We start from the raw sequence: 24,249 nt of genomic DNA on the forward strand, positions 1-24,249 counted from the left end.
ACAGAGTGGGTGCAAAAAATGCTATATCTATTGATACTTGCCATCCTGCTAGTTGTTTACCAAACTATTCGTTTACTTTCTTTAAAAAGTGAGATGAAAAAATTAGGGAGACAGCTGCACGATTATAATAGCCAAATAACAAACAAGAAAATAGATATGGCCCTTTTAGACCAGCATTTTGAAAAGGTAGGAATGGAAATAAATAGACTTATCGACAAGTATGTAAAAGCAAATCGGGAAAGAATTCGTACTGAGGATGAGTTAAAACAGATGATCGCAAATATGTCACATGATTTGAGAACACCACTAACTTCAATCGTTGGATATATTCAGATGGCGGAGTCGGAGGCAATTTCAGAGGAAGAACGGAATCAATATATCTCGATTGCAAAGAAACGGGCAAATCGGCTTGAATCTCTACTACATGATTTTTTCGAGCTATCTGTGATTGAATCCGCGGAATATCAACTAAACATGGAACGAGTGAATTTGAAGAATGTGATTGTTGATGTGCTAATGACCTTTTATGATCGTTTTCAAGCTAAGCGTTTGGAGCCTGTTATGAATATACCGGATTGGGATGTCTTTATAATGGCGGATAAATCTGCCGTAACAAGAGTGATCGAAAACCTGATCGCAAACGCTAGTAAATATGCTACGAATAACAGTATCGTCATAAGCATGGAGGAGAAAAAGTCAGGGGTTCGATTTTGTATTCAAAATGAAGCGCATCATTTAACGGAGAAAGATGTTAAACTGCTTTTCGAACGATTTTATATTGCCGATCAATCTCGTACAGGTAAAAGCACGGGTTTAGGTTTGTCTATTGTTAGAAGTTTAATGGAAAAAATGGATGGACGTGTAGCAGGGGAGTTAAACAATGGTCAGTTGAGGATTATATGTGAGTGGAAGTGCTGCTAATCTGGTTTCACGCAAATTTAATAACAGGAAGTCACGCAGACCAGAAAAAGGAATTACTAAAAGTGGCTAAATTATGGAACTTTTGTGTTCTCATTTCGTAATCATAAGTAAATCTTGGTATGAAAGGGGAATACAAAATGTTCATTTATGTTCTTATTGTTGTAATAATACTAATTGGTGGATTAGCTCTTTATCATCATCTTCAATTTAAAAAGGCAGAAAAACAATATCCTCCTGTTGGGAAATTTGTTGTAGTAGATCATTGCAAAATACATTACATATCTGAAGGGCAAGGTCCGCCAGTCGTATTTCTTCATGGAGGAATACTTTCCAGTAGTGATTTTAAAGAAGCGGTTCATTTAGCCGCTAAACAAGGATATCATGCTATAGCCATTGATAGACCGGGGTATGGATATAGCGAAAGGCCGAAAAATAAAAAGGTTACCCCCATAACGCAAGCGAAAATCATTCATGAAGCATTACAGAAACTTGAAGTAGAGGAGCCAATTATCTTAGTGGGGCATTCGTGGAGCGGGACAATGACCCTTTCCTATGCAATCCATTATCCGGATAGCGTTGCTGGAATACTTTTATTGGGCGGTGCAATGTATAAGGAAGGGTATCCAGCAGAAAATGGTGATCTCTTATCGAAGCTTATTGCGACTCCCATTTTGGGTGACTTCATCTTATATACTTTACTTAAAACTCCACTTGCCAAAGGAATGGCTTCCTCGATGGTAAAGGCGACATATGCTCCTGAAAAAGCACCAGAAGGATATGTTGAAAAAGTGTATGCTTTAGGATTTCGACCGACGCATTTTAAAGCCAATCGGCAGGATGTACTAGCCTTTCCAAGAGCCTCCTATGAAATTTGCAATAGGTATAAGGAAATTAAAATTTTCGTTGGCGAGAAAGATCCGTTCTACACGATTGAGCAAGGGGAGCGATTGCGAAGGGACATTGCTCATGCTACCTATCACGTAATTCCTGATGTTGGTCACATGATTCCAGAGCTTCACCCGCAAAAAGTTGTGGAAGGTATAAAAGAGCTTACAACAAAAACAGCAATCATATAGCAACTAGCCAATGAAGCCCTGGATTCGATAAGTTCCTGTTCGAATATAGGGCTTTTTGAATGCAAATAGTTGGAAATCGCTAGCTTAGGAATTAGCCAGTTTCATATCCTCATAAATTCCGATTCCAATTCGATTACTATAGTAGTACTTGTGTTACATACATGTTAGTGAGAAGAAATTTATAACTCTATTCATGATGGGTAGTGTTTCATAATAATCTAGTTATAAACATATTGGTTTTGGAAGGAGCTTTTAAGATTAATAATATGGGGGATATGAAAACAATGGAGACGGAATTAATTAAGAAGTCCTATTATAAAACAATGATCGGTGAGAACGATAAAAGACACCCAATCGAGATTTTGGGGGAAATGTATGTAAATGAGATGGAAAAGGAAAGACCAAATCTTGGTTCCATTCGTTATGCGCAAGGCGAGGTTTATTTTGTCCATAATGATTTTGAAACGGCCATTTTTAAATGGGAAAATATAATGGATGAGGATTTTGTTCCATGGGCACAAAAGAATATTGGGGATACCCATTTTGAGATGGGCTTTCTAGAAACCGCCGAAGAGTTTTATAAAGCGGTTCAAACGGATTCGCTACAATTAAAAACAGAAGTCTTATTGCAGCTATTTTCGTTATACATTAAACAAGATAATCAGGAAAAAGCAATTGATGCGATTAAGGAAGCGGTTCGAATAAACCCAGATTATGCTTATGTAACGGAAATAGCTCGTCGATTTTTTGAGGATGGTAAAGATTGGCCAAATGCGATTGAACTTGCGGTGAACGAAGCAATCCGAACAGAGTCTCTCTTATGGTTTGAGGTTCTAGAGGGATATGTAGAGCGAGGGATTACTACAAATATAACGCCAAGCTATTTCCAAGAGGCTTTAGAGAAGCTTCTTCTTCTGGATAAGTCTCGATTTGAAAGCTTGACTCACGTATTATGGAACAGCTATAAGCAAAGTGATTTTTACTTCATATGGCTTCAAGAAGTGAATCAACTCCTGTTAAATAACAATTTGGATAAAGCTTTTGTATGGAAGAAGCTATCGAGTCTATACAAAGGAACATACTTTGAATTAATAAGTGGGGAATTTTTAATAAGCGACATTTCTGAGTTAATGAAAAGCCATTTAACGAATTGGTTCGAAATATCCTCTGTTTCCGATACAATCATCTGTTCATCCTCAATCCTTGCGTGGAATGATATTTTTCCATCTGAGCTTGATGCATCTTTCGTTAATGAGGCATCACTACAGCTTGCCAATTTTGATGGATATGAAAATGGTCGAAAAGATGGGGTGAAGCTTTATGAAGCAATTGAAAAATGGGCAGAAAACGAAGGCGTGTTACATGAGTTTTCCATGTTTATGCTGCCTTTGTTAGAAGAAAACAATCTGGAAGTGGCAAGCCCATCTAAACTTCGAGATATCATAAAAAGTGCAATTGAATTTTTGATTGGGAAACGAATCGAAGTGGAAAACAATATTCTAGAGGCTATTCAATGGAACGAAGAGCTACTATCTAAACTGAATGAAACACATCACCAGCTATTAGATATGGAAATGGAAGAAGCGAGAGTACTGAAACATGCTTTTGCAAATTTGAAGAATGAGTGGAAGCAGTACATGATGAATACCATACCGGAAATCCTTCGAAATTGCTCTGATATCGTTAAGGAAGACAGCGATTTTAGAAAACTACATGTGAATCTTAATGATGAAATGAATAGAAGAATAGCGGAATATATGGAGTCTACTGCTATATCGAACTTTAAAAGTGCCATTCAGGAATGGCTTGTGGATTGCGAAGCAGAATTCCATGACAGTCAAACGTATTTAGAGGAGATGAGCGAACAGATAAACCTCCATTATGGCGAAGAGTGGATTGGATTACATTGTGATTTTAAGGTATTAGAGGATTGGCAGCGCGATTTGGATCGGATAGCGAGAGGAATGGTTCATGTAGATAAAGTAAACATCATGATGCGGAATAATCCTTCCCAGCTCTTATTGAAAAGTGCAGGGAAAATATTTGGATCGATTTCGAAAAATAGTGGAAAACTTCATACGAGATATATAAACTTTATTGAAAGTGAAGATTACAGTGCGATTGCTAATGAAATGATCCATCCGTTTATACAGCAATTGGAATTATTTGAAGGTTCGTTAGAGTGGGATATAAGCAAGTTTTTCTCAGCTCCACTGGATGTGTTAAATAGTGTACGGGAAGAAGTAAAAACACATATAGAAGGGGAGAAGGATTCCTTAGACACTCTTCGAACAAATCCTGAAATATACCGTGATCCGCTTACGTTGTTCGAATTAAAACTTCGTCAATATGAGTTTATCAATAGCTTAAATAAATAGTATATGAAAAAGAAGCCCGAATCCAGTAAAGAAGGATACGGGCTTTCTTTGTGGGAAGGCTGTGATTTCTCTCGTGTTTAATTTATCTCTATTATTTATAAATGAAAGGTTTATACACATACTAGGAAAGTAGTATTTCTAATCTTTTATAAAAAATGGAGGTACTTATGGCACAGAAACAAGGTTTATTTAAACAAGGTAATAAATCCGCTCTTATTGCAGCCATTGTAAATACAATCATTGCTATTATTAAGGGTATTGCGTACTTTTTTACAGGGAATGTTGCGATGTTTGCGGAAACGATGCACTCTTTAGGGGATGCTGCAAACCAATTTTTCGTTTTTATTGGAAGTGCTTTAAGTAAAAAAGCGCCAACCGATAATTACCCAAATGGGTTTGGTCGACTTGTAAATTTAGTGTTACTAGGTGCAGTAATTATTGTTGGAATAATGAGTTATGAAACCATTAAAGAAGGATATCATCATATTCTTCACCCTACAGAATCAACTGGACTTGCTATTAATTTATCTGTTTTAGGATTAGCGGTTGTTTTGGAGGCATTTGTTCTTTATAAGGCGATGAAGGAGGTACTCCATGAAACTGGGATAAAGGCGACGGGATTTGGCATTTTAACGAATAGCTTCACAGGATTAAAACGAGCGAAGCCTGCTACGAAGCTGGTTTTTATGGAGGACCTAGTTGCAACTTTAGGTGGCATCATAGCCATTATCGGGATTTTGCTTTCCTATTTTGCAGAATTGCATGCTGCAGAAGGTGTCGCATCTATCATCATCGGCTTAATGATGTTTTATGTGGTAGGTCGAGTATTTCTAGATAATGCGAAGGGTGCTCTTGGTGAAACAGATCAAGAGCTAGAGGAAAAGATTGCGGAATATATTTTTACGAATCCTGAAATAAAAGATATCCAGACGTTATATGCAATAAAAGAGGGGGAAGATTTTCATATTGAAACAAAGCTTGAAATCGATCCTTCGATAACGGTAGCGCAAGCAGATGATATTAAGGACCGGATTGAAGGGAAACTAAGTGAAATAAAAGGTGTGACGGATGTAATCATTGAATTTGATGAGGATGATGGGGTTCAAACCTGGGGGAATACGATACATGGAGATAAGAAAAACGACTCAGAAGAAAAGTGATATACGACATGAATCGACAAATATCGGGTGGTGCCAGGCACTCAAAAACCCCCCCAGCGACCCACTTGACTAATTCAAAAAATTAAAGATATAATCATAAAAAACAAAATATTTTTTCTTCTTATCAAGAGAGGTGGAGGGACTGGCCCTGTGAAACCTCGGCAGCGGGCTTTTTTATTAAAGCACTGTGCCAATTCCAGCAAGTTTTAAACTTGAAAGATAAGAGCTGCGATTTGTTAACAAACCTCTCTTCTTATCTTTCTTTAGGTAAGTGGAGAGGTTTTTTATTTATTCGAAAGAGAAAGAAGGGGCTAACATGAAATATGGATTTTGGTTACCGATTTTCGGGGGATGGTTACGTAATGTGGAGGAAGAAGGGATGCCACCTTCATATGGATATGCGAAGAAGGTAGTACAGTCAGCAGAAAAATGGGGTTATGATACGACATTAATTGCGGAATTGTATTTAAATGATATTAAAGGCACAGATAAAGATTCTTTAGAAGCCTGGTCAACGGCAGCTGCACTGGCAGCAGTTACAGAAAAAATTGAGATTATGACGGCAGTAAGACCAATTTATCACAATCCAGCAGTTACTGCGAAGATGGCCGCCAACATTGATCATATTAGTAATGGTCGATTTACGTTAAACATTGTTTCCGGTTGGTGGGCGGAAGAAGCAAAGCAATATGGCGGAGATTTTACAAAGCATGACGAGCGATATGATCGAACCGAAGAATTTATCAAAGTCCTAAAGGGATTGTGGACAGAAGAAGCATTTTCTTTTGATGGTCAGTTTTATCAGCTTGAAAATACAAAGCTATCCCCAAAGCCAATACAACGTCCTAATCCTATCCTTTATGCTGGTGGGGAAAGCGAGAAAGGAAAACAGGTCATTTCCTCTCTATGTGACGCGTATGTTATTCATGGACACACTCCTCAGGAAGCAAGTTTTAAAATTGCTGATATGAAAGAGAGACGTAAAAACACAGGTTTAGAACCACTTCAAACCTTTGGAATGGCAGCTTACGTAATTTGTCGAGATACAGAGGAAGAAGCACAGGAGGAACTGGAACGGATTACAACCGTTGGCGACCTCAGCGGTTATGCAGGATTCAAGGATTTTACTTCAAAGTCCGAGCTAGAGCAAAAAATACAGCTTCAGGATTATTCCGTTTCCAATCGTGGTTTAAGACCGAACCTAATCGGAACCCCTGAGCAAATCGCGAAGCAAATTTTAGAATTTGAAAAAGCGGGAGTTGATTTATTGTTGTTGCAATGCTCCCCACAATTAGAGGAATTAGAACGTTTCGCAAAGCAAGTAATGCCGAAAGTAGAGGAATTAAGAGCATCACTAACCAACATTTAAGGAGCGATTTTGAATGAGTAAAGTATATGTATTGCACGAAAATCAGGAGTGGACAGAACATTTATTCACTAGATTAAAAGAATTAAATGTACCTTTTGAGGACTGGTTTATTGATAATGGTACAGTAGATCTTCAATCAGTGCCGCCAGAAGGAATATTCTATAATAGAATGAGTGCGTCTTCCCATACAAGAAATCATCGTTTTGCACCAGAATTAACGAGTGCTGTTTTACATTGGCTAGAGCACCATAATAGGACCGTAATTAACGGCAGCAGAGCGCTCCAGTTAGAGGTAAGTAAAGTATTGCAATATTTGGAGTTGGAGAAATATGGGGTGAAAACACCAAAAACAATTGCAGCAGTTGGAAAAGCGGAGATTTTAAAGGCAGCAGAGCAATTTGAGGGTCAAAAGTTTATTACGAAACATAATCGAGCAGGAAAAGGACTTGGTGTGCAATTATTCCAGTCTATCGAAGCATTAAAGGATTATGTGGAAGGAGATCATTTTGAAGAGCCTGTAGATGGTATTACATTGATTCAACAATATATTGAATCACCTGAGTCCTATATTACTCGCTGTGAGTTTGTTGGTGGAAAGTTTGTTTATGCTGTACGAGTTGATACTTCAGAAGGATTTGAGTTATGTCCAGCAGATGCATGTCGAATTGACGATTTATTCTGTCCTGCTGGGGAGGAAAATACAAAGCCTGCCATGTTTGAAATAATAGAGAATTTCCAAGATCCAATTTTAGAAAAATATGAAAAGGTTCTTGCTGCGAATGCTATAAAAATAGCAGGTATAGAGTTTATAAAAGATAAAGACGGAACGATTTACACGTATGATATTAATACAAATACGAATTACAATAGTGAAGCGGAAACGAAAAGTGGTACATTTGGTATGCTAGAGGTTGCGACGTTTTTAGGTGCGGAGCTTGAAAGGACAATTGGAAATATATCGGTGAAATAAGCGAATGTACTAATTGATGCTTGTCTATCTTTCAAAAAATGACGCGATTTCTAGAACTATATCGCGTCATTTTACATTCTATTTTTACTTTAGACTCACAATCTCTAAACCTTGTTCTTGCAAATATTCAATAATGGAAGGTAAAGCTTTTATCGTATTTTCTGTTTCATGGAGTAAAATAATGGTTCCCGATGGGTCTGTGCTTTTTATATAATTTAAAATTTGGCTTGAGCTCTTATTTTGCCAGTCCCTTGGGTCACTATTCCATAATACGGCTTTCGTACCCTCTTCTCGCATTAACTGCATTGTTTGGTCATTGAACGCCCCGTATGGTGGTCGGAATAACGTTATTTCTTTACCAGTTATTTCCTCAAGAAGTTGTTTGGAAGCATGATATTCCTGTTTTTGTTTTTCATAGGATAATGATGAAAGTTCAATATGATTGAATGTATGATTGCCAATAGAAAATCCATTTGTATGGACATATTTCACATTATCTTGATATTTGTTCATGTTCACACCGATAAAGAAAAAAGTTCCGCCTATATTATAATTCTTCAAGATGTCTACTATTTCATTCGTATAGGCTGATGGACCATCATCAAAGGTAATGGCTACTTTCCCTTTTGGTAAACTAAAATTTTTCACCGATGAAAGTTCGTAGTATGGATAGGAATGTTCGGCCTTTTTGTTAATCGGACTTTTCATTTCCTTCTCCTCCGTATTATTAGATACGAGTTCTACTTCATCCGGCTTTTCCGCCTTGTCTATTGAGGCATTTGGCTCTACAATTTCCTCAGCGTTTGCTCGTTCATCGGTCTGATTTGCGCTAGATTGATAGTACATTATACTAGAAAATCCTACTAATATTGCAAGCGCTAAGCTAGCAAAAATAATGGAGACCCATTTTACCTGTGAAGAACCCTTTTTATTAATCTCTTCCTTGGGTTCTAACGACTCCCTATGGTTATTAGAGACTTGATTATCGGATAAATAGGACAGCTGCGAAAGATCGTTTTGATGCTTTATCTCTGCTGCTTGGTTTTTAAAAACGTCAGAGCTAGGAAAATAGATTTTTTGACTACCTTCTTTATTGGTTTTATGTATACAACTCACTTGTTGTTGATTCGCTTTATCCCAATAGCTTACAAAAGACAAGCGATATTTATAGTGAGGATGAAAGTCTAGTTGAGCAAGAAGCTGTTTAGCTGTATAAGAATCTAGTTCCCAATAGAACTCTTTCTTTTCGTCTACTATCATTATTCTTAAATAAAATTGCGCTTCTTTTTCTTCAACACCTAGTATTTCTATGATTCTACTATGATACAACGACATCTTTTCCCCTCCCAACTTTACAATTCAACATCACTTATTCTGATTCTGATGTGGCTTTGCGAGAGAAGGAGAAAGACATTCTTTCGGTAAAATCATTAATTGTTTGCATAAGCTCTGCTTTTTCCTCTACTATCATTTGATACTGTTCTAGCGTTTTCTGGTTTTCGATTTCAAGATTTCTAACCTTTGTTTCTAGATCTTTTATCTTTAACATATTGATATATTCATTATTAGTAGACTCTTCATCTAGCTTATTATATCTACTAATCTCTTTTTCCAACTGATTTGAGATTTTTTCATATTCTTGGTTCGATTTGTTTTGAAACTCTTTATAGTCTTCTAATAATTGGTCATAGGCCATTTGCTTATTTGTTAGACCGCTTTCTAAATCTAGAATCTCTTTACTTTTTTCTTCTAGCAATTGCTCTTTTTTCAATTGGTCTTGTTTTAAGCGATTAATCGTTTCGTTCGCAGTTTGTAATTGGTTTTCAAGATCACTCTTTTTATAAAGAATTAACTGCCGATCCTTAAGCATATTTTCAAGAGATACAATTAGGTCTAACGATACTTTATCTTGATTTTCTTTCGTAAGTAGATTTGTAGTAGTATCTTCTTGTTGATGAATCTCAAACGCTTCTTCTAAAGTATTCGATTCTTCTAGAACGTCTGATTCCTTATTTTCCTCTACTAATGGTTCAGGTATTTCATCCTGGTTTGACCGTGTCCCTTTAAACCAGCCTAATGATTTTTTATCTGGATTATTTTTTGCCACGTAGACAACTCCTTTATATAAACGAACGTTCTGTTATTTCGTCTTATTTTTATTGTAAGATTTTGTTGAATAATGTCAACCAAATCGTGGAAATAAACGATATTTATAGAACTATTGAACTAGTACCATTTTAATTTAGCTTATCCAACAAACAAAAATTACCTTAGGGAACCTATAACGGAATGATTCCAAATTGAATATCATTTCGTTATAATAGGAAAGTATGTATGTAATACCGAATGTTTTAGGGCATCGATAATGCTTTTATATAGGAGAAGATTTTGAGAGGAGGAAGGCGTATGACAATGACAAAAGGTGAAACAATGGTAACCGAAATTCGTCAGTTAGATACAAAAGGATCTGGTCGCGCTGTTGTTTGGCGTGATACAGGAGAAGTGAATCCGAAAAAATTAAAGCTGACCATTCCGCAAACTCTTCCAGGTGAGAAGGTACGGGTAACGGTTGACCAACCAGAGCGCAAAAGAAGAAAAGTGATGCCAGAAGAAATAATAGAGGCTCATCCAGAGCGTGTAGCTCCACCTTGTCCACACTTTGTGCGTTGTGGTGGGTGTGTATGGCAGCATTGGCAATATACAGGCCAATTGAAGCAAAAAACAGAACATGTAAAGGCTGTCCTAGAAGAACAGGGATTTGATACAAGTTTAGTTCAAGACACCATAGGTATGGACAACCCTTGGCACTATCGTAATAAAATGGAATTTACCTTTTCGAAGGATGGAGAGCTTGGTCTTCATGAACAAGGAAATTTCCGTGCGATTATTTCCCTTGAAACGTGCTTAATTGCAGGTGAGGAGATGGTAAATGCTGCAATGGAAGTAGCTAAATGGGCCAAAGATCATGAGTTAAAGGGATATGACAAGGATGCTCATGAAGGGTTACTTCGTCATTTAATGGTGCGCCAATCCTTTGCAACAGGTGAAATTATGCTTGGTCTCTTTGCTACAGAAGCACCAGAAGGGCATTTAGAAGAGGCAGTTCGCGACTTAACCGCTAGAATTACGGAGAAGTTTTCACAAGTGAAAAGCTTACTTTGGTTAGAAAATAGAGATTGGGCTGACCGAACTCAATCGGAAAATACACATGTACTAGCTGGTCGTGATTTTATTTACGACGAAATGCTAGGCTATCGCTACCGCTTATGGTTCGATACATTCTTCCAAACGAATCCAACACAGGCTCAAAAGTTAGTGGAGCTTGCACTTGAAATGGGACAGCCTAAGGAAACGGAAAAAATGATCGATCTTTTCTGTGGAGTTGGAACCTTTTCGTTACCATTTGCTAGTCGAGTTGGAAAGCTTGCTGGTATTGAAATTGTGGAAACATCCATTGAATCTGCAAAACGTAATGCTACAGATAATGGCATCGACAACACTTACTTTTTAGCTAAAGATGCACGACGTGGAATTGATGAAGTGCTAGAAAGCTTTGGAACTCCAGAGTTATTGCTCCTGGATCCACCTCGCTCAGGAGCTGGTGGTAAAGTAATGCGTCGTATTGGTCGGGCAAAACCAGAACGAATTGTGTATGTTTCCTGTAATCCAGATACATTTGCGACGGATATTAAAGAGTTAGAACCATTTGGATATACGTTGAAAAAAGTGCAGCCTGTTGATTTGTTTCCACATACGGTACATGTGGAGTGTGTTGCATTACTTGAATTGAAAAATTGATGAAAAGAGCCCAAAAGGCTCTTTTTTTAATGCCCAATATTTTCACTATTAAAATGGCCTTTGTATGGGGATATCTCTTCTTTTACATAGGGGCTTTTATTTGAAATGCTTTTTAAACCTAGGCTTTACTATTTAAAAAAGTAGGGTAGTCATATTGGGATTTAGAAAACTACAATGAATTATCGGAATATTATGTTAACATTAACGTACGAGATAATTCACAAACGACGCTAGTCAGGACGGATTAATGATAACTTACATATGTATGCTATTTGGAGCTTTTAATATAAAAATAAATTTTTTGAATTTTTATATTAAAAGCTGTAAGGTTTTTTATTAAATTTGCATCTAAATAATAGAGGCTTAGGAATGAGGGGTGTTTGATTTAGTCATGGTGTTTGAGAGTGTAGAAAAGACAACAATTGAAGAGATGAATGATGAAACACTTTTAAATGTAGCAAGAACGGGTAATCAAGAAGCTTTTGGTGAATTAGTTAGGAGATATCGTGGAAAAGCTCTAGGGTGGGCCAATACCCTAGCAAGAGATAATGAGATGGCTGAGGATATTGTCCAAGAAGCATTGATTAAAGCATTTTTACATATGGGTAATCTCATTGATGTTAGTCGTTTCACACCATGGTTTAAAAAAATTGTTCAAAATCAAGCCCTCATGAAGCTCCGTAGTCATCATCCAAATAAAAATGAACAGTTATTTTCCCACCTAGAAACAAGAAATCAAGAAAATAAAACGGTCGATGTGTACGATGTTTTTGACATTATACATCATTTTACTCAAAACGTTTCGAGAGGGATTCAATCCTCTTATGGTAATCCGGAAGCATTAGTCCTCAAAAAGGAGACATTAGAGGGGATTCGTGATCTTCTTTATTGCTTATCAAAGAGAGAGAGAGAAGTGTTTGAAGCTTATTTTTTTCAAGAAATTACACCATCTGAGATCGCTAATCTCCTAAATGTGTCAGTAGGAAATGTTTATACCACCATTTCCAGACTACGTATTAAGCTAAGGCGTGAACGTACACAAATTTATATTTCTGGTTACATAAAAAGACAGATTGATAAAGGAATGACTACGCGAAAAGTTCTGGATAAGCCTCAAATATGATAAAGGAGGTTGTAACAATGAGCATGAAAACAAAGTTAGATTCAGAGAATTATACTTGGACTTCAGCTGCACAAGCTATTTATGCACTGCTGCAATACACAGATAAAAAATCATTAACCTTATCTGAGGTTATGGGCTATTCCACACATGCCTTTCGAATGAATATCCATCCAGAATCAGTGAGCCCTGCAGGCACAACGATGTTCGATCCACTCGACCTCGTACCAAGAGGTTTAAAAACACTCGGAATCCTAACATTAATTGAAAGCCTACAAACACCCCTACCAGACAAAAAGTTGGCGGATATGGTCCGTTTTATTCAAACACGTTTAGACAGAGGGTTTCCTGTTATTTCGTGGGATTTATTCGCACCTGAATTTGGGGTTATCTATGGATACGATAATGAAAAGCAGGTTTTTTTCGCAAAGGATGTAGAAAAGGACAGCACGATAAAATATAGTGAGCTAAATGAAAGACGCTTTAATCATCTTTTTCTTAATAGTTTCTTGCATTCTTATCCAAGAAGTATTCCAATTATGCTGAAAGAGGCTCTTCCAAGGGTGATAGAGTTTCTAAAGGGGAAATCTAAAGCTGCTATTTCTCGTGAATATAAACATGGTTTAGAAGGTTACGAGGCTTGGATTCAAGCTTTTAATGGGAGAAAAATAGATGCTGCCGGAAATGCATACAATGCTGCAGTAGTTGCGGATGCACGGAAATATGCATGTGATTTTTTCACTCAGTTGATTAACAAATGGGAAATGAACACCGATCTAGACCGCCAAGTCGCAAGCTATTTGCAGGAAGGGGAGCGTATTTACGGGAAGGTAGCAGAGATTATCGATGACTTACCTAGAATGTTCCCATTCCCCCATGGTGGTGAACCCAATGCTCCGATTAATGCCCAAAGAGCTATTGAACTCTTACAAGCAGCACATAAGTGGGAAAAGGAAGGCTTAAAGGTATTAACAGGATTGTTGGGGCTTGTTGAACAATATGAAGATGACACTTTCATGATTCCGTATAAGGTGGGATGTGACTTTGAATTTGTAGGTCAAGAATTTAAGGGGAGCCTTGCGAATCTTGATAAAGAAGTCTCTAAAAATATGAAAGCATTTCTAAAGCAAGATCAGGCTATAGAAACGAAAATTATTAATGTTCGTTTAATAGCTTATGAAACGAACAATAAGGAGGGTGAAAATACATGTACATATCTAGTTGCCCGTCCAGTATATTTTGAACCAGATGAAATCCCAATTGGAATGAAATTTATCCATTCCAAAAATGAATATGGCTATATACGGACGAAAACCTTCATGCTAAATAAAGGCTATGAAAAGCTCAGACAATGGATGGATGATAATGGGTACGAAGTTGATAATGATTCTTATACGATTGAAAGATTTCTTCCTATCCCTCATCCTACAGCTGATGAAGAAGTAGAGATTTATATACCACTTCATTCATAGTTTTATAATCTTTTATAAAAAAGGGTGATTAGATGTATCAATTTCATAAGACAGTTGCAACATTTGAATGCTCAGTAGTAACAAAAAAGTTTGATTTAGTAGGGCATAGCGTTACAACTAATTTTCCAGATGGCTTTCCGGAAGCGGCCATTCAAGTTCAAACAGAGCTTGAAAATCGAAAAGACGAAATTAAACATGTAAAGGATAAAGAGATTTTAATCAGTCCACATATGTGTAATGAGATTTTTGCCACCTATTTTGCTTGTCTTGAAGTTAAGAAAATGGAGGATGTACCAAAAGGGATGATTGGTTTTACACTTCCAGTAACGAGATATGCAAAAATTTCTTGTTCCAATCAAACGATTGGAGAGGGGTATACAAAACTCGTTGCTTGGATGAATGAGAAGGGTTACACGGAAAAAAGGTTCTATTATTCTTGTCCTATTGAAATTTATCACAACATTGAAAGTGGTAGTGAGGAAGTTGTTGAACTTTTAATCCCGATTGAGTATTGATTGTCGCAAAAGTGAAATAAAGGAGTGGTTGTAGATGAGTAATTCGTTTATTGATCAAGTTCATTATATCAGAATTCCTGTAAGAGATTTAGCGTTTTCTGCTGAATGGTATAGAGAAGTATTAGGGCTACAATTGTTAACCATTACAGAAGATCCATTTGCGATTATTAAAGTAAATGAAGGTCCGTTTTTACTTATTTTAGTTCCCACCGCTGATGAAACATTTGCACATTTTACAATTAATAATGAGTCAGCATTTAATATTGGATTTACTAGTCCAGAATTAATCAAATTTCATAAACACCTATTTGAAAATGGGGTTAAAGTAGAGGAGATAAAAGAAGACAAAGGGCATGCATATTTTCACTTTTATGACCCAAATGGTAATAAACTTCAAGCTCACTGGTAATCTTTTCGATGGCGTGCCTGATTACTTTTCTTTTTCAACTAAGTAGTCAGGAAAAGGATCCTTTAAAAAATAAGAATTATCCAATTATTTCATGAGAGGTGAATGAATAGATGGAAAAAGATATAGCCATTACAAAAAATGAGGTAATAGAAGTAGGCGAAAAGAAATTAGTAGGCTTTCGAGTCGTATGTGAAGATATGACCGGATATGGTCAAGAGATTCCTAAAGCTTCTATGACATTAAACCGACGGAAAGGTGAAATAAAGCAACTAGTTGAGCCAAATAAGCTCATTGGTGCGTTTAAACCTATGGAAACTTCTGAAGAAGACGAAGGCTACTGGGTTTGTTATGAAGTTCATGATTTTGAAGATATACCTAAAGGGATGGTCCGCCTTACTGTTCCTGCACAAAAGTATGCAGTCCTTCATTTTAAAGGTCACGCTTCCGAGATTTTTCAGGCATATCCTCATTTGCACCAATGGATAGAAGAGAATAGGTATAAAAGAACACCCGAAAAGTGGACGCTAGAAATTTACTCAAATTGGAAAGAAAATGAAGGTCATGTGGACCTGTGTGATCCGATTGATTAAGTGAATGTAAGTTAATTAAGAAGTATTACTATTTATGTTGAGGGAGGATTTCATATGGGAAGAAGCCCGATAAAAAACAGAGTGAATTTAGTCTTTATTCCAGTCAGTAATCTTAAAAAATCAAAGGAATGGTACGCAAGGATTTTAGGAATCAATGATGGGGAAATTCATTTTGATCATTTATTTGTTGCAGAAATGGAAGGAACAGGTTTAATACTTGACGAAATGCCAATGTGGAGAGATGAGAATGGAGAGCTACCCAGACTTAATGTTCCTGCAATCCAATTTGGTACAGAGGATGTTCATTCGTCCTATAAGTTTATGAAAGAGCAAGGTGTTGAACTTGTAACAGACGTTCAGCATGATCACTTTTTTGTGTTTAAAGACCCTGATGGTAATATGTTGATGGTATGTGAGGATTAGTATTTTACGAGTGGAAAATGGATTTACAGTAAGTCACAAAAGTTTGTTTGATAACTAATGGTAAAAAGGTAAACAAGTAGTACATCCTTTATATCTACCACAAACATTCTAGTTACGTGGAGTGTGCTGTTCTACTAAATACGAAATGAGAAAGCAGGGGACCAATAAGGTTCTCTGTTTTTTTATTGTCTAGGAATCTAACCTTTTGGAATCCGTTTATTGTCATAGCTTTATAGCGAAGTGAAAATAAGCTTTGGTGAAAAGGATGTAGCAGTAGAAAAAGAGAATAACTGTTATAAAAGGTGAACCATTTCCCGATTTCGTTTGTATAAGAGATAAAACAGTAAATTATTGGGGAGGTGCGAAGATGACCACAATGATTGGTTGGATCATCAGCACGATTTTTGCAGCGGTGCTAGGTACGGTATTTGCTGTCATAATTGGGACAATGAACAAAAAGGTTGTCCGTAATTCTAAGGGAGACATTGACTTTGAAAAATCCTCCATTTATTTTTATTGGACTAGATGGGATACCGTAATGGTTATCGCAGCAGTTTACACGTTTTTATGCATAACAGGATTATTAGTATTTCTTTTACGTGGCGATACGATTAACAGTCCATTTATTCAGTTCTTTATGCATCAAACCTTTGTATTTGCTCTTATTACCTTCATTTGGTTTATTACGAAATTAGCTTATGTATATAAAGGGATTAAAGAGCGGTGGTCCGATGAACTCTATTAGGGTGGAAGATGCGATCGTTCAAGTTCAACAAGGGAACAAAGAGGCATTAGAGGTAATCTATTCGATGTTTAAAGCACCACTTTATCAATTTGTTTTTCGCTATACGAATAATGAACAACTAAGTATTGATATTGTTCAAGATAGCTTTGAAAAGCTCCAAAGAAAAATTCATCAATACAATCCTGAAAAAGGGAAGCTGAAAACATACTTATTTCAAATAGCATATAACACGATGATTACGAAGGTGAAACGTCAAAACAGGCTTCGTTCGTTACTGCCTTTTCTTGCTGAGGATATCAAAGTAGCACATCGTGAGAATTACGAGGAAAAGTGGGCCGTGCAAGCTGCGATAGAGTCTTTGCCAGAGGATTTACGGGTGGTAGTGCTACTTATGTATTATCACGACTTAACACAAAAGGAAATTTCCTCTATATTAAACATCCCTGTAGGAACGGTGAAGTCAAGGCTGCATCGAGCGTTACAAAAACTAAAAATGGAATTAGAGGTGAATGAGGATGCATAATCCATTTGACGCGGAGGAAGAGCTAAAGCAAAAGCTGGATCAGTATACTGTCGAAGTGCCAGATTTCCCGGTAAAGAAAGCAAGAACAACACGGATTGCGAATTGGGTATTTGCCCCGACTTACATTCCGTTTCCTGAAGTTGGCTATAAGCAGGTATCGGCTAAGGTGATCGTTTCCTTGCCACTTTTCATAATTCCAGTTACGTTTATTCCAATTTTGTTTTTCATTAAGTAGGAATAGTATAGGGTTGAAATTTGTCTAATTTGGTAATATTTAACTTGCCAAAAATACTATTCTGTTTTACTATTAAACTATTCAATACAATATATTGTGTTGATTAATTGAATAATAACTATATTTAGTATCGCCTTAAAGGGAGATGCCAATAGGCTTAATAGGGAATCTGGTGAAATACCAGAACTGCCCCCGCAACTGTAAATGCTGACGAAATGAGTAGACCACTGTATAAGAAACTAGCAATGGTGCTTATATGGGAAGGACTCAAAGTAGAACGAAGCATAAGTCAGGAGACCTGTCTACCTTTAAGATGTTTCACTTCTTCGGGGACTGAGAAGATGAAACGGTGGCGCAGGTAGTAATAAGTACCTTTTTAAGCTGTCGTTTCATCCGCTCATTTACTGGAGCGGATTTTTTTATTTTATAGGGAGGAAAATCATGATTACACAAGTAGAAAAAGAAAGAATCGAAGCATTAGAGGTGATAGATTCTGCCTCAACGAAATTTCAATTAGATAGTGGACAACTAAAGGAGCACATCCTTCATCCGGATGTGAATCCATCTGAGATTAACGAACATATAATTAATTATGCACTCAACAATATTGCGATGGATAAGCCGGATTGGACGTATGTTGCAGCCTGGACTTACTTAAAGGAACTATATAAAAAAGCCTCCGAAAATCGGGGTTATGAAGCGGCATTGAAGTATGGAAATTTTTATTACTTAATTGATACGCTAACCAAGCGCGGTATATACTCGACGGCTATCTTAGAATCGTATTCCATCGAAGAAATTACGGAACTAGGAAAGGAAATAAATGCGAATCGGGACTTATTGTTTAATTACATAGGGCTATTTTTGTTAGCTGACCGTTATTTAGCGAAAGACCATGATGGGAATGTATTTGAACTGCCCCAGGAACGTTTCATGATTATTGCGATGACCCTTATGCAAAAGGAAGACAAAAAGAGCAGGCTGTCATTGGTGAAGGAAGCTTACTGGGGTTTAAGTAATTTATATATGACTGTTGCAACCCCGACTTTATCGAATGCAGGTAAGAGCTTTGGCCAACTTTCCTCCTGTTTTATTGATACAGTAGAAGATTCACTAGATGGTATTTATACGAACAATTGGGATATTGCTAGACTTAGTAAGGACGGAGGGGGAATTGGAGTTTATTACGGAAAGGTTCGGGCCCTTGGGTCTGATATTAAAAAGTTTAAAGGCAATTCCTCGGGAGTTATTCCTTGGATTCGATTGCTTAATGATACAGCTGTTAGTGTCGATCAACTCGGACAACGCCAAGGAGCAGTAGCGGTATATTTAGATGTGTTTCACAAAGATATTATGAATGGTTTTCTCGACTTGAAAACAAATAACGGGGATGAACGAAGAAAGGCACATGATATTTTTACAGGTGTTGCGATTCCAGATTTGTTTATGAAGAAGTTAGAGGAAAAGGATGAAAACGGTAAAAGCATTGGGGAATGGCATACGTTTTGTCCTCATGAAGTCAAACAATTTATGGGTTGGAAGGACGAGTTTGGAGATGCTCTTGGTTTAGAGGATTTCTATGATGAGGAAGACGAGAAAATGTTTTCACTCAAGTATTACGAAGCAGTAGAGCATCCACTTCTACCAAGAAAAACGTATCGGGCGATGGACATTATGACCCGAATCATGATTTCACAATTAGAAACTGGGACGCCTTATATGTTTTACCGGGATGAAGTAAATCGTCAGAACCCAAATAAGCACCTTTTAGGAGCAGGTAGAACAGCGATTTTCTGTAGTAACCTATGCACAGAAATAACACAAAACATGTCTGCAACTACAATAGAAAAAGAGTATATAGATGAACATCAAAATCTCCTCATTGTGCGGAAACCTGGTGACTTTGTAGTTTGTAATTTGTCCTCTATTCATTTGCCAAGAGCTGTACGAGCTGGTGTCTTGCAACGATTAATTCGTATTCAAATGCGGATGTTAGATAACGTAATCGATATAAATCCGCTAAAAGTGAAACAAGCGGAGATTACAAATAAACGATATCGTGCTGTTGGATTAGGTACTTTCGGATGGCACCATCTTCTAGCACTTGAAGGAATATACTGGGAGACGGATGAAGCTGTCGCTTATGCGAACCAGTTATACGAGGATATTGCATATTATACAATCAAGTCTTCGATGGAACTTGCTAAGGAGAAGGGCGCATATGCAGAAATAGAAGGATCCGAATGGCAAACGGGTCAATATTTTGAGCGAAAAGGCTATACGTCAGAACGATGGACAAAATTAAAGCAGGATGTTGGAGAATATGGTGTGCGAAATGGATGGATGATGGCGGTCGCACCAAATTCATCTACAGCAAAAATAGGTGGTTCCACAGATGGGATTGATCCTATCTATGCAGTGGAGTATGCGGAGGAAAAGAAAAATTTTAAATTTAAGGTTACACCGCCTGACCTTAATCATCGTACCTATGCATTTTATCGTCGAGCTCGTCACGAGTTAGACCAACAATGGAGCATTAAGCAAAATGCAGCACGTCAACGTCACATTGATCAGTCCATTAGTTTTAACATATATGTCCGCCATGATATTAAAGCGAAGGATTTACTTAATTTGCACCTTCAGGCATGGAAACAAGGATTAAAAACTACCTATTACGTTAGAAGTACTTCCCAAGCAGAAATAGAAGAATGTGAAGCTTGTCATAGCTAACAAGTAATGGAGGAATCGTAATGAATACTAAACCTTTAACACGTATAAAACTATTGAATTCAGATTTTCCAAACAAATCAACAGGAATCATTAATGGAAAATCTTCCGGGCTGTTAAATTGGAACGATATTGCCTATCCACAAATGTACACTTTATATCAAACGCTTTTATCAAACTTTTGGAAAGCACAAGAAATCAACATGCAGGATGATATAAAACAATGGGACCAGCTAACAGAGATTGAAAAGGATGTTTTTTTAACAATCAACACGCAGCTAGCATCCTTAGATAGCTTGCAAACCCCGACCATGAGCCAAGTTATGGATTATGTCACCGATTCTAGCTTTAAGGCAATATTCGCTGTTATTTCACAGCAGGAGGCTGTCCATAATGAATCGTATTCTTATATTTTGAGCTCATTGGTTCCTTTAAATGTCCAAAATGAACGATTCAATCAGGCGAAAAGGGATCCAATTGTGCAAAAACGCAATCAGCTTATATTAGATGCTTATGAAGCTTTCCGAGAAAAACCAACGCCACAAACCTTATTACAGCTAGCAGTTCATTCCATTAATCTAGAAGGAATATACTTCTATGCGGGCTTTGCTTTCTTTTATCATCTTGCTAGACAACAAAAAATGCTTAAAACAAGTACGATGATTAGTTATATCCAAAGGGACGAGATGCAGCATGCCTATTTTATCTCTCAGTTTATACGTATTTTATTAACTGAAAATGCGGAGCTGAATACAGAAGAAAATATGCAATACATTTACAATTCAATAAAAAAAGCAACAGAGCTCGAGAAGGAATGGGCACATTATATTTTGCAGAATATTAACGGAATAGACTTAACGGAATTTGGATTTTATCTAGAATATTTAGCGAACAAACGTCTACGTCAAATTGGACTAGATAACCTATTCACAGAACGAGACAATCCGATGCCATGGATACACGTCTTTAGTGATGAAATGATGAACGAAACAAAGTCTGACTTCTTTGAGCAAAAATCAAGAAGCTACTCAAAAGTTACCGAATCCAATGGGTTTGATGAGCTGTAGATATTATGAAAATAGCAATAGTGTATACTTCGGTAACTGGTAATACGAAAGAACTTGCAGAAATGCTCTTCAACATATTCAAAGCCGATTTTCCGAGCATCGAGTTCTATACTATTGATGAGTTTCCAATGGAGAGGCTGCATCAATATGATGGTATTATCATTGGAACGTATACGTGGGGGAATGGAAATCTACCAAGACAAATGCGAAGTCTTTATAGCGCCTTTGAGAATCAAGAGACAAAACATATTGTAACCGGAGTTTTTGGTACTGGAGATCGATTCTATCCAAACTTCTGTGGTGCTGTAGAGCATTTTCGAGACATGCTTTATGTTCAAACGGATTTAGCAGTAACCTTAAAAGTAGAACTACGCCCCCAATCTACTGATTATCATCGTTGTATAGCATTTTTACAGTCCTTTCGGAAAAAGGCATTGGAAAAATTGGTCAGGTAGGGGTTGTCTATTTGCCCGAAACAGAGCGGGAGAGTAAAAACCGGTGACATAGGGGCTGTCAACGTGCCCGAAACAGAGTGAAAGGGTAAAAACCGGTCACATAGGGTTGTCAACGTGCTCGAAAGCGAGTCAATAAGCGAAAAACGGTTACATAGCAATACTTACAACCCCCGCTCTCAAAAAAATATATATGCCAGCATTAATATTCATAAAAAAACTAAGCTGCGGAAATACAAGGAGACTCCTGTGGAAGGCAGAGTGTATTTCCGCAGCTTTATATAAGCATTTAGCTTGTACAAAAGGTCTATTAACTCACAATCATACTTCATTCAATCGAAACAAAATCTCAAAAAGAAATTCTAAAGGACGCTCTTTAGATCCTCTTCTATCTTTTCTGGATCGGTTGTAGGAGCGTAACGTTTTACTACTTGACCCTCTCGATTTACCAAAAACTTAGTGAAATTCCATTTGATGTTTTTCAGTAGCGCTCCTTTTTTCTGCTCCTTTAAATACACAAATAAAGGGTCAGCATTATCCCCATTCACATCAATTTTCGCGAACATCGGGAAGGTCACCCCGTAATTTGCTTGGCAAAATTGCGTCGTTTCCTCTATATCATCAAATTCTTGGTTGTTGAATTGGCTACATGGAAATCCCAACACTTCAAATCCTTGCTCTTTATAGGATTCATACAACTTTTGTAAGCCTTCAAACTGCGGTGTGAAACCACATTTACTCGCAGTATTGACAATGAGTAGGGCTTTTCCTTCATAATCTTTTAAATCCTTCATTTCGCCATTGGGCATTTTTACTTGAAAATCATATACACTTCCCACTCCAATTCCTCCTTATTCATTTTTCAGTCTTAAAATTCCTTCTTCAATCGTGTCTGGAAGCTCGAAGCTACTAGCTGGAAAGATAAAGGTCCAGGGCATGCTCGTTTTCGGTTCAATACGGAGAGGCTTGATTGTAAATGTATGTTCACCTAAGACTGTATTTCCATCAAGAAATTGTATCGCTGTTTGGTTGAAGGTAACATCGGTATTTGATTGATTATGTATTAATGCGGTAACTAATAATTCCTCTTTATAATTTTCCGCAATCCAAACCGTTGTAAATTGAAGCTCGTCTTCCAAGGATGGTATGGAATTAGTGAAGATTTCTTGTATCTCTTGCCGATCTTTATCTGCTAACGTTTTATCCCATGCTGCTTCAAATTTAAGCTTTTGCATGTTAACACCCCAATTATATTCGTATTCACTTCATTATACCTTCCTTTTCGAATTTCCAAAAATAATAGGTCATCTTTTAAAAGGCAGTACCATAAATTCAGGAATTTGCTTCTATTCCCATATGCTAGATACATAAAATAGGGTATTAAATATAATTCGCGTAAGTAGATTTCTTTTAAGTAAAAGAGGAGATGAGGAGCATGTCATTAGTAGGTGGAACATATGTGGAGGTAGCTTCTGGGGTAGAATTATTTGTGCAAGATGTTGGAAGTGGGGAGCCTATCGTTTTTATTCCAGGATTCACCTTTACAACAGAAGTGTTTGAAAAGCAAGTAGAGCATTTTTCCAAAACAAATCGTGTGATTGTAGTAGACCCTAGAAGTCACGGAAGATCAACTGTGGTACTCCACGGAAATGACTATGTCACACATGGAACAGATTTAGGAGTTGTTTTACAATCATTAGATATACAAAATCCAATCCTCGTTGGGTGGTCTTTTGGTTGCTTTACGGTTTGGGAATACGCGAAGCAGTTTGGTTATGATAAGGTAAAGGCTGCTATTTTAGTAGATATGCCACCAAAGTCTTTATCGACGAGCGCGGATGATTGGGTGGAAGGTTCCTTAGATGATATTGCAGCTATTTATAATGCTTATTTAATTCATTCAAAGGGCCAACGAGAATTTATTACCAGCTACATAACCTCTGTTATGGTACAAAGGGAGCTGGATCAGGAGGAGCTTACTTGGCTAGTGGAGCAATCATTAAAAACACCATACTACATTGCCGGGAACTTATTTGCATCGGGTATGTTTGCGGATTATCGCGAAGCAGCAAAGCTTGTAAGTGAAAGCATTCCGACATTAACGATTGTTGCAGAGCATTGGTCAGAAACAGCTATTGCCTATACGAATAAGCTAACACCTAAGTCAAAGGTGGAGGTGCTTGGAGGGCATATGATGTTTTGGGAGCATAGTGATATTTTTAACCAACTCGTAGGCGACTTCTTGTCCAAATAAAATGGTGCCAATCTACAAGTAGTTTTTCATAATGGAAAAGCTATT

At 37.2% G+C, this 24,249-nt stretch carries 24 protein-coding genes and 2 riboswitches; of the genes, 20 read left to right on the plus strand and 4 right to left on the minus strand.

Features of this window, described 5'->3' with window-relative positions; genetic code table 11:
* Positions 1-18 precede the first annotated feature (18 nt).
* From C1A05_RS13585 to C1A05_RS13610, 6 genes are all read left to right on the plus strand, one after another.
* Positions 19-921 (plus strand): sensor histidine kinase, encoded by a 903-nt coding sequence (locus tag C1A05_RS13585; protein ID WP_102028787.1) that lies wholly within the window; start codon positions 19-21, stop codon positions 919-921.
* A 137-nt stretch (positions 922-1,058) separates the two neighbouring features.
* A complete protein-coding gene (locus C1A05_RS13590; protein WP_102028788.1) occupies positions 1,059-1,997 on the plus strand; it encodes an alpha/beta fold hydrolase in 939 nt (312 codons plus the stop codon).
* Positions 1,998-2,281: 284 nt separating this feature from the next.
* On the plus strand, positions 2,282-4,375 hold the full coding sequence (locus tag C1A05_RS13595) for a tetratricopeptide repeat protein (protein ID WP_234998546.1): 2,094 nt from the start codon (positions 2,282-2,284) through the stop codon (positions 4,373-4,375).
* A gap of 167 nt (positions 4,376-4,542) precedes the next feature.
* A complete protein-coding gene (locus C1A05_RS13600) occupies positions 4,543-5,535 on the plus strand; it encodes a cation diffusion facilitator family transporter (RefSeq protein ID WP_102028789.1) in 993 nt (330 codons plus the stop codon).
* 118 nt (positions 5,536-5,653) lie between these two features.
* A riboswitch (SAM riboswitch) is annotated at positions 5,654-5,761 on the plus strand.
* 90 nt (positions 5,762-5,851) lie between these two features.
* Complete coding sequence (locus tag C1A05_RS13605) at positions 5,852-6,904, plus strand: LLM class flavin-dependent oxidoreductase (protein ID WP_102028790.1); 1,053 nt, start codon at positions 5,852-5,854, stop codon at positions 6,902-6,904.
* A gap of 13 nt (positions 6,905-6,917) precedes the next feature.
* On the plus strand, positions 6,918-7,874 hold the full coding sequence (locus tag C1A05_RS13610; protein ID WP_102028791.1) for an ATP-grasp domain-containing protein: 957 nt from the start codon (positions 6,918-6,920) through the stop codon (positions 7,872-7,874).
* Between the two features lie 84 nt (positions 7,875-7,958).
* On the opposite strand, the gene C1A05_RS13615 is transcribed toward C1A05_RS13610, so the two are convergent.
* The gene (locus C1A05_RS13615; protein ID WP_102028792.1) at positions 7,959-9,209 is read right to left on the minus strand and encodes a polysaccharide deacetylase family protein; all 1,251 of its coding nucleotides are present in this window, start codon (positions 9,207-9,209) and stop codon (positions 7,959-7,961) included.
* A 34-nt stretch (positions 9,210-9,243) separates the two neighbouring features.
* A complete protein-coding gene (locus C1A05_RS13620) occupies positions 9,244-9,981 on the minus strand; it encodes a hypothetical protein (RefSeq protein WP_102028793.1) in 738 nt (245 codons plus the stop codon).
* Positions 9,982-10,280: 299 nt separating this feature from the next.
* Between C1A05_RS13620 and rlmD the strand changes: the two genes are divergently transcribed.
* The 13 genes from rlmD (at position 10,281) to C1A05_RS13685 (ending at position 21,953) form a co-directional block, all read left to right on the plus strand.
* Entirely contained in the window at positions 10,281-11,672 is a 1,392-nt protein-coding gene (rlmD, locus tag C1A05_RS13625) for a 23S rRNA (uracil(1939)-C(5))-methyltransferase RlmD (RefSeq protein WP_102028794.1), read from the plus strand.
* 391 nt (positions 11,673-12,063) lie between these two features.
* Positions 12,064-12,795: an RNA polymerase sigma factor gene (locus tag C1A05_RS13630; protein ID WP_102028795.1), complete on the plus strand. Its 732-nt coding sequence runs from the start codon at positions 12,064-12,066 to the stop codon at positions 12,793-12,795.
* Between the two features lie 17 nt (positions 12,796-12,812).
* The gene (locus C1A05_RS13635) at positions 12,813-14,264 is read left to right on the plus strand and encodes a GyrI-like domain-containing protein (RefSeq protein ID WP_102028796.1); all 1,452 of its coding nucleotides are present in this window, start codon (positions 12,813-12,815) and stop codon (positions 14,262-14,264) included.
* 32 nt (positions 14,265-14,296) lie between these two features.
* Positions 14,297-14,779 carry a GyrI-like domain-containing protein gene (locus tag C1A05_RS13640; protein ID WP_102028797.1) on the plus strand — a complete coding sequence of 161 codons (483 nt, stop codon included), beginning with the start codon at positions 14,297-14,299 and terminating at the stop codon, positions 14,777-14,779.
* A 34-nt stretch (positions 14,780-14,813) separates the two neighbouring features.
* Positions 14,814-15,188 (plus strand): VOC family protein, encoded by a 375-nt coding sequence (locus tag C1A05_RS13645; protein WP_102028798.1) that lies wholly within the window; start codon positions 14,814-14,816, stop codon positions 15,186-15,188.
* Positions 15,189-15,298: 110 nt separating this feature from the next.
* Positions 15,299-15,778, plus strand: a complete 480-nt coding sequence (locus C1A05_RS13650) for a GyrI-like domain-containing protein (RefSeq protein ID WP_102028799.1) — start codon at positions 15,299-15,301, stop codon at positions 15,776-15,778.
* A 54-nt stretch (positions 15,779-15,832) separates the two neighbouring features.
* Entirely contained in the window at positions 15,833-16,201 is a 369-nt protein-coding gene (locus C1A05_RS13655) for a VOC family protein (RefSeq protein WP_102028800.1), read from the plus strand.
* 367 nt (positions 16,202-16,568) lie between these two features.
* Positions 16,569-16,946: a hypothetical protein gene (locus C1A05_RS13660; protein WP_102028801.1), complete on the plus strand. Its 378-nt coding sequence runs from the start codon at positions 16,569-16,571 to the stop codon at positions 16,944-16,946.
* Entirely contained in the window at positions 16,933-17,469 is a 537-nt protein-coding gene (locus tag C1A05_RS13665) for an RNA polymerase sigma factor (protein WP_102028802.1), read from the plus strand. The genes C1A05_RS13660 and C1A05_RS13665 overlap by 14 nt, the downstream gene beginning before the upstream one ends.
* Positions 17,462-17,704 carry a hypothetical protein gene (locus C1A05_RS13670; RefSeq protein ID WP_102028803.1) on the plus strand — a complete coding sequence of 81 codons (243 nt, stop codon included), beginning with the start codon at positions 17,462-17,464 and terminating at the stop codon, positions 17,702-17,704. The genes C1A05_RS13665 and C1A05_RS13670 overlap by 8 nt, the downstream gene beginning before the upstream one ends.
* Positions 17,705-17,830: 126 nt before the next feature.
* Positions 17,831-18,024, plus strand: a riboswitch (cobalamin riboswitch).
* A 121-nt stretch (positions 18,025-18,145) separates the two neighbouring features.
* Complete coding sequence (locus C1A05_RS13675) at positions 18,146-20,434, plus strand: ribonucleoside-diphosphate reductase subunit alpha (RefSeq protein ID WP_102028804.1); 2,289 nt, start codon at positions 18,146-18,148, stop codon at positions 20,432-20,434.
* A 20-nt stretch (positions 20,435-20,454) separates the two neighbouring features.
* Complete coding sequence (locus C1A05_RS13680) at positions 20,455-21,498, plus strand: ribonucleotide-diphosphate reductase subunit beta (protein WP_102028805.1); 1,044 nt, start codon at positions 20,455-20,457, stop codon at positions 21,496-21,498.
* Positions 21,499-21,503: 5 nt separating this feature from the next.
* Positions 21,504-21,953, plus strand: a complete 450-nt coding sequence (locus C1A05_RS13685; RefSeq protein ID WP_102028806.1) for a flavodoxin domain-containing protein — start codon at positions 21,504-21,506, stop codon at positions 21,951-21,953.
* 359 nt (positions 21,954-22,312) lie between these two features.
* Here the strand turns inward: C1A05_RS13685 and C1A05_RS13690 are convergent, their stop codons facing one another.
* Positions 22,313-22,789: a glutathione peroxidase gene (locus tag C1A05_RS13690; RefSeq protein WP_102028807.1), complete on the minus strand. Its 477-nt coding sequence runs from the start codon at positions 22,787-22,789 to the stop codon at positions 22,313-22,315.
* Between the two features lie 12 nt (positions 22,790-22,801).
* Positions 22,802-23,185: an SLAP domain-containing protein gene (locus tag C1A05_RS13695; protein WP_102028808.1), complete on the minus strand. Its 384-nt coding sequence runs from the start codon at positions 23,183-23,185 to the stop codon at positions 22,802-22,804.
* A gap of 200 nt (positions 23,186-23,385) precedes the next feature.
* Here C1A05_RS13695 and C1A05_RS13700 point away from each other — a divergent pair, with 200 nt between their 5' ends.
* Positions 23,386-24,204, plus strand: a complete 819-nt coding sequence (locus tag C1A05_RS13700; RefSeq protein ID WP_102028809.1) for an alpha/beta fold hydrolase — start codon at positions 23,386-23,388, stop codon at positions 24,202-24,204.
* Positions 24,205-24,249: the final 45 nt, after the last annotated feature.

It is taken from the genome of Salirhabdus sp. Marseille-P4669, from assembly GCF_900240405.1.
Classification (GTDB): domain Bacteria; phylum Bacillota; class Bacilli; order Bacillales; family Alkalibacillaceae; genus OEQK01.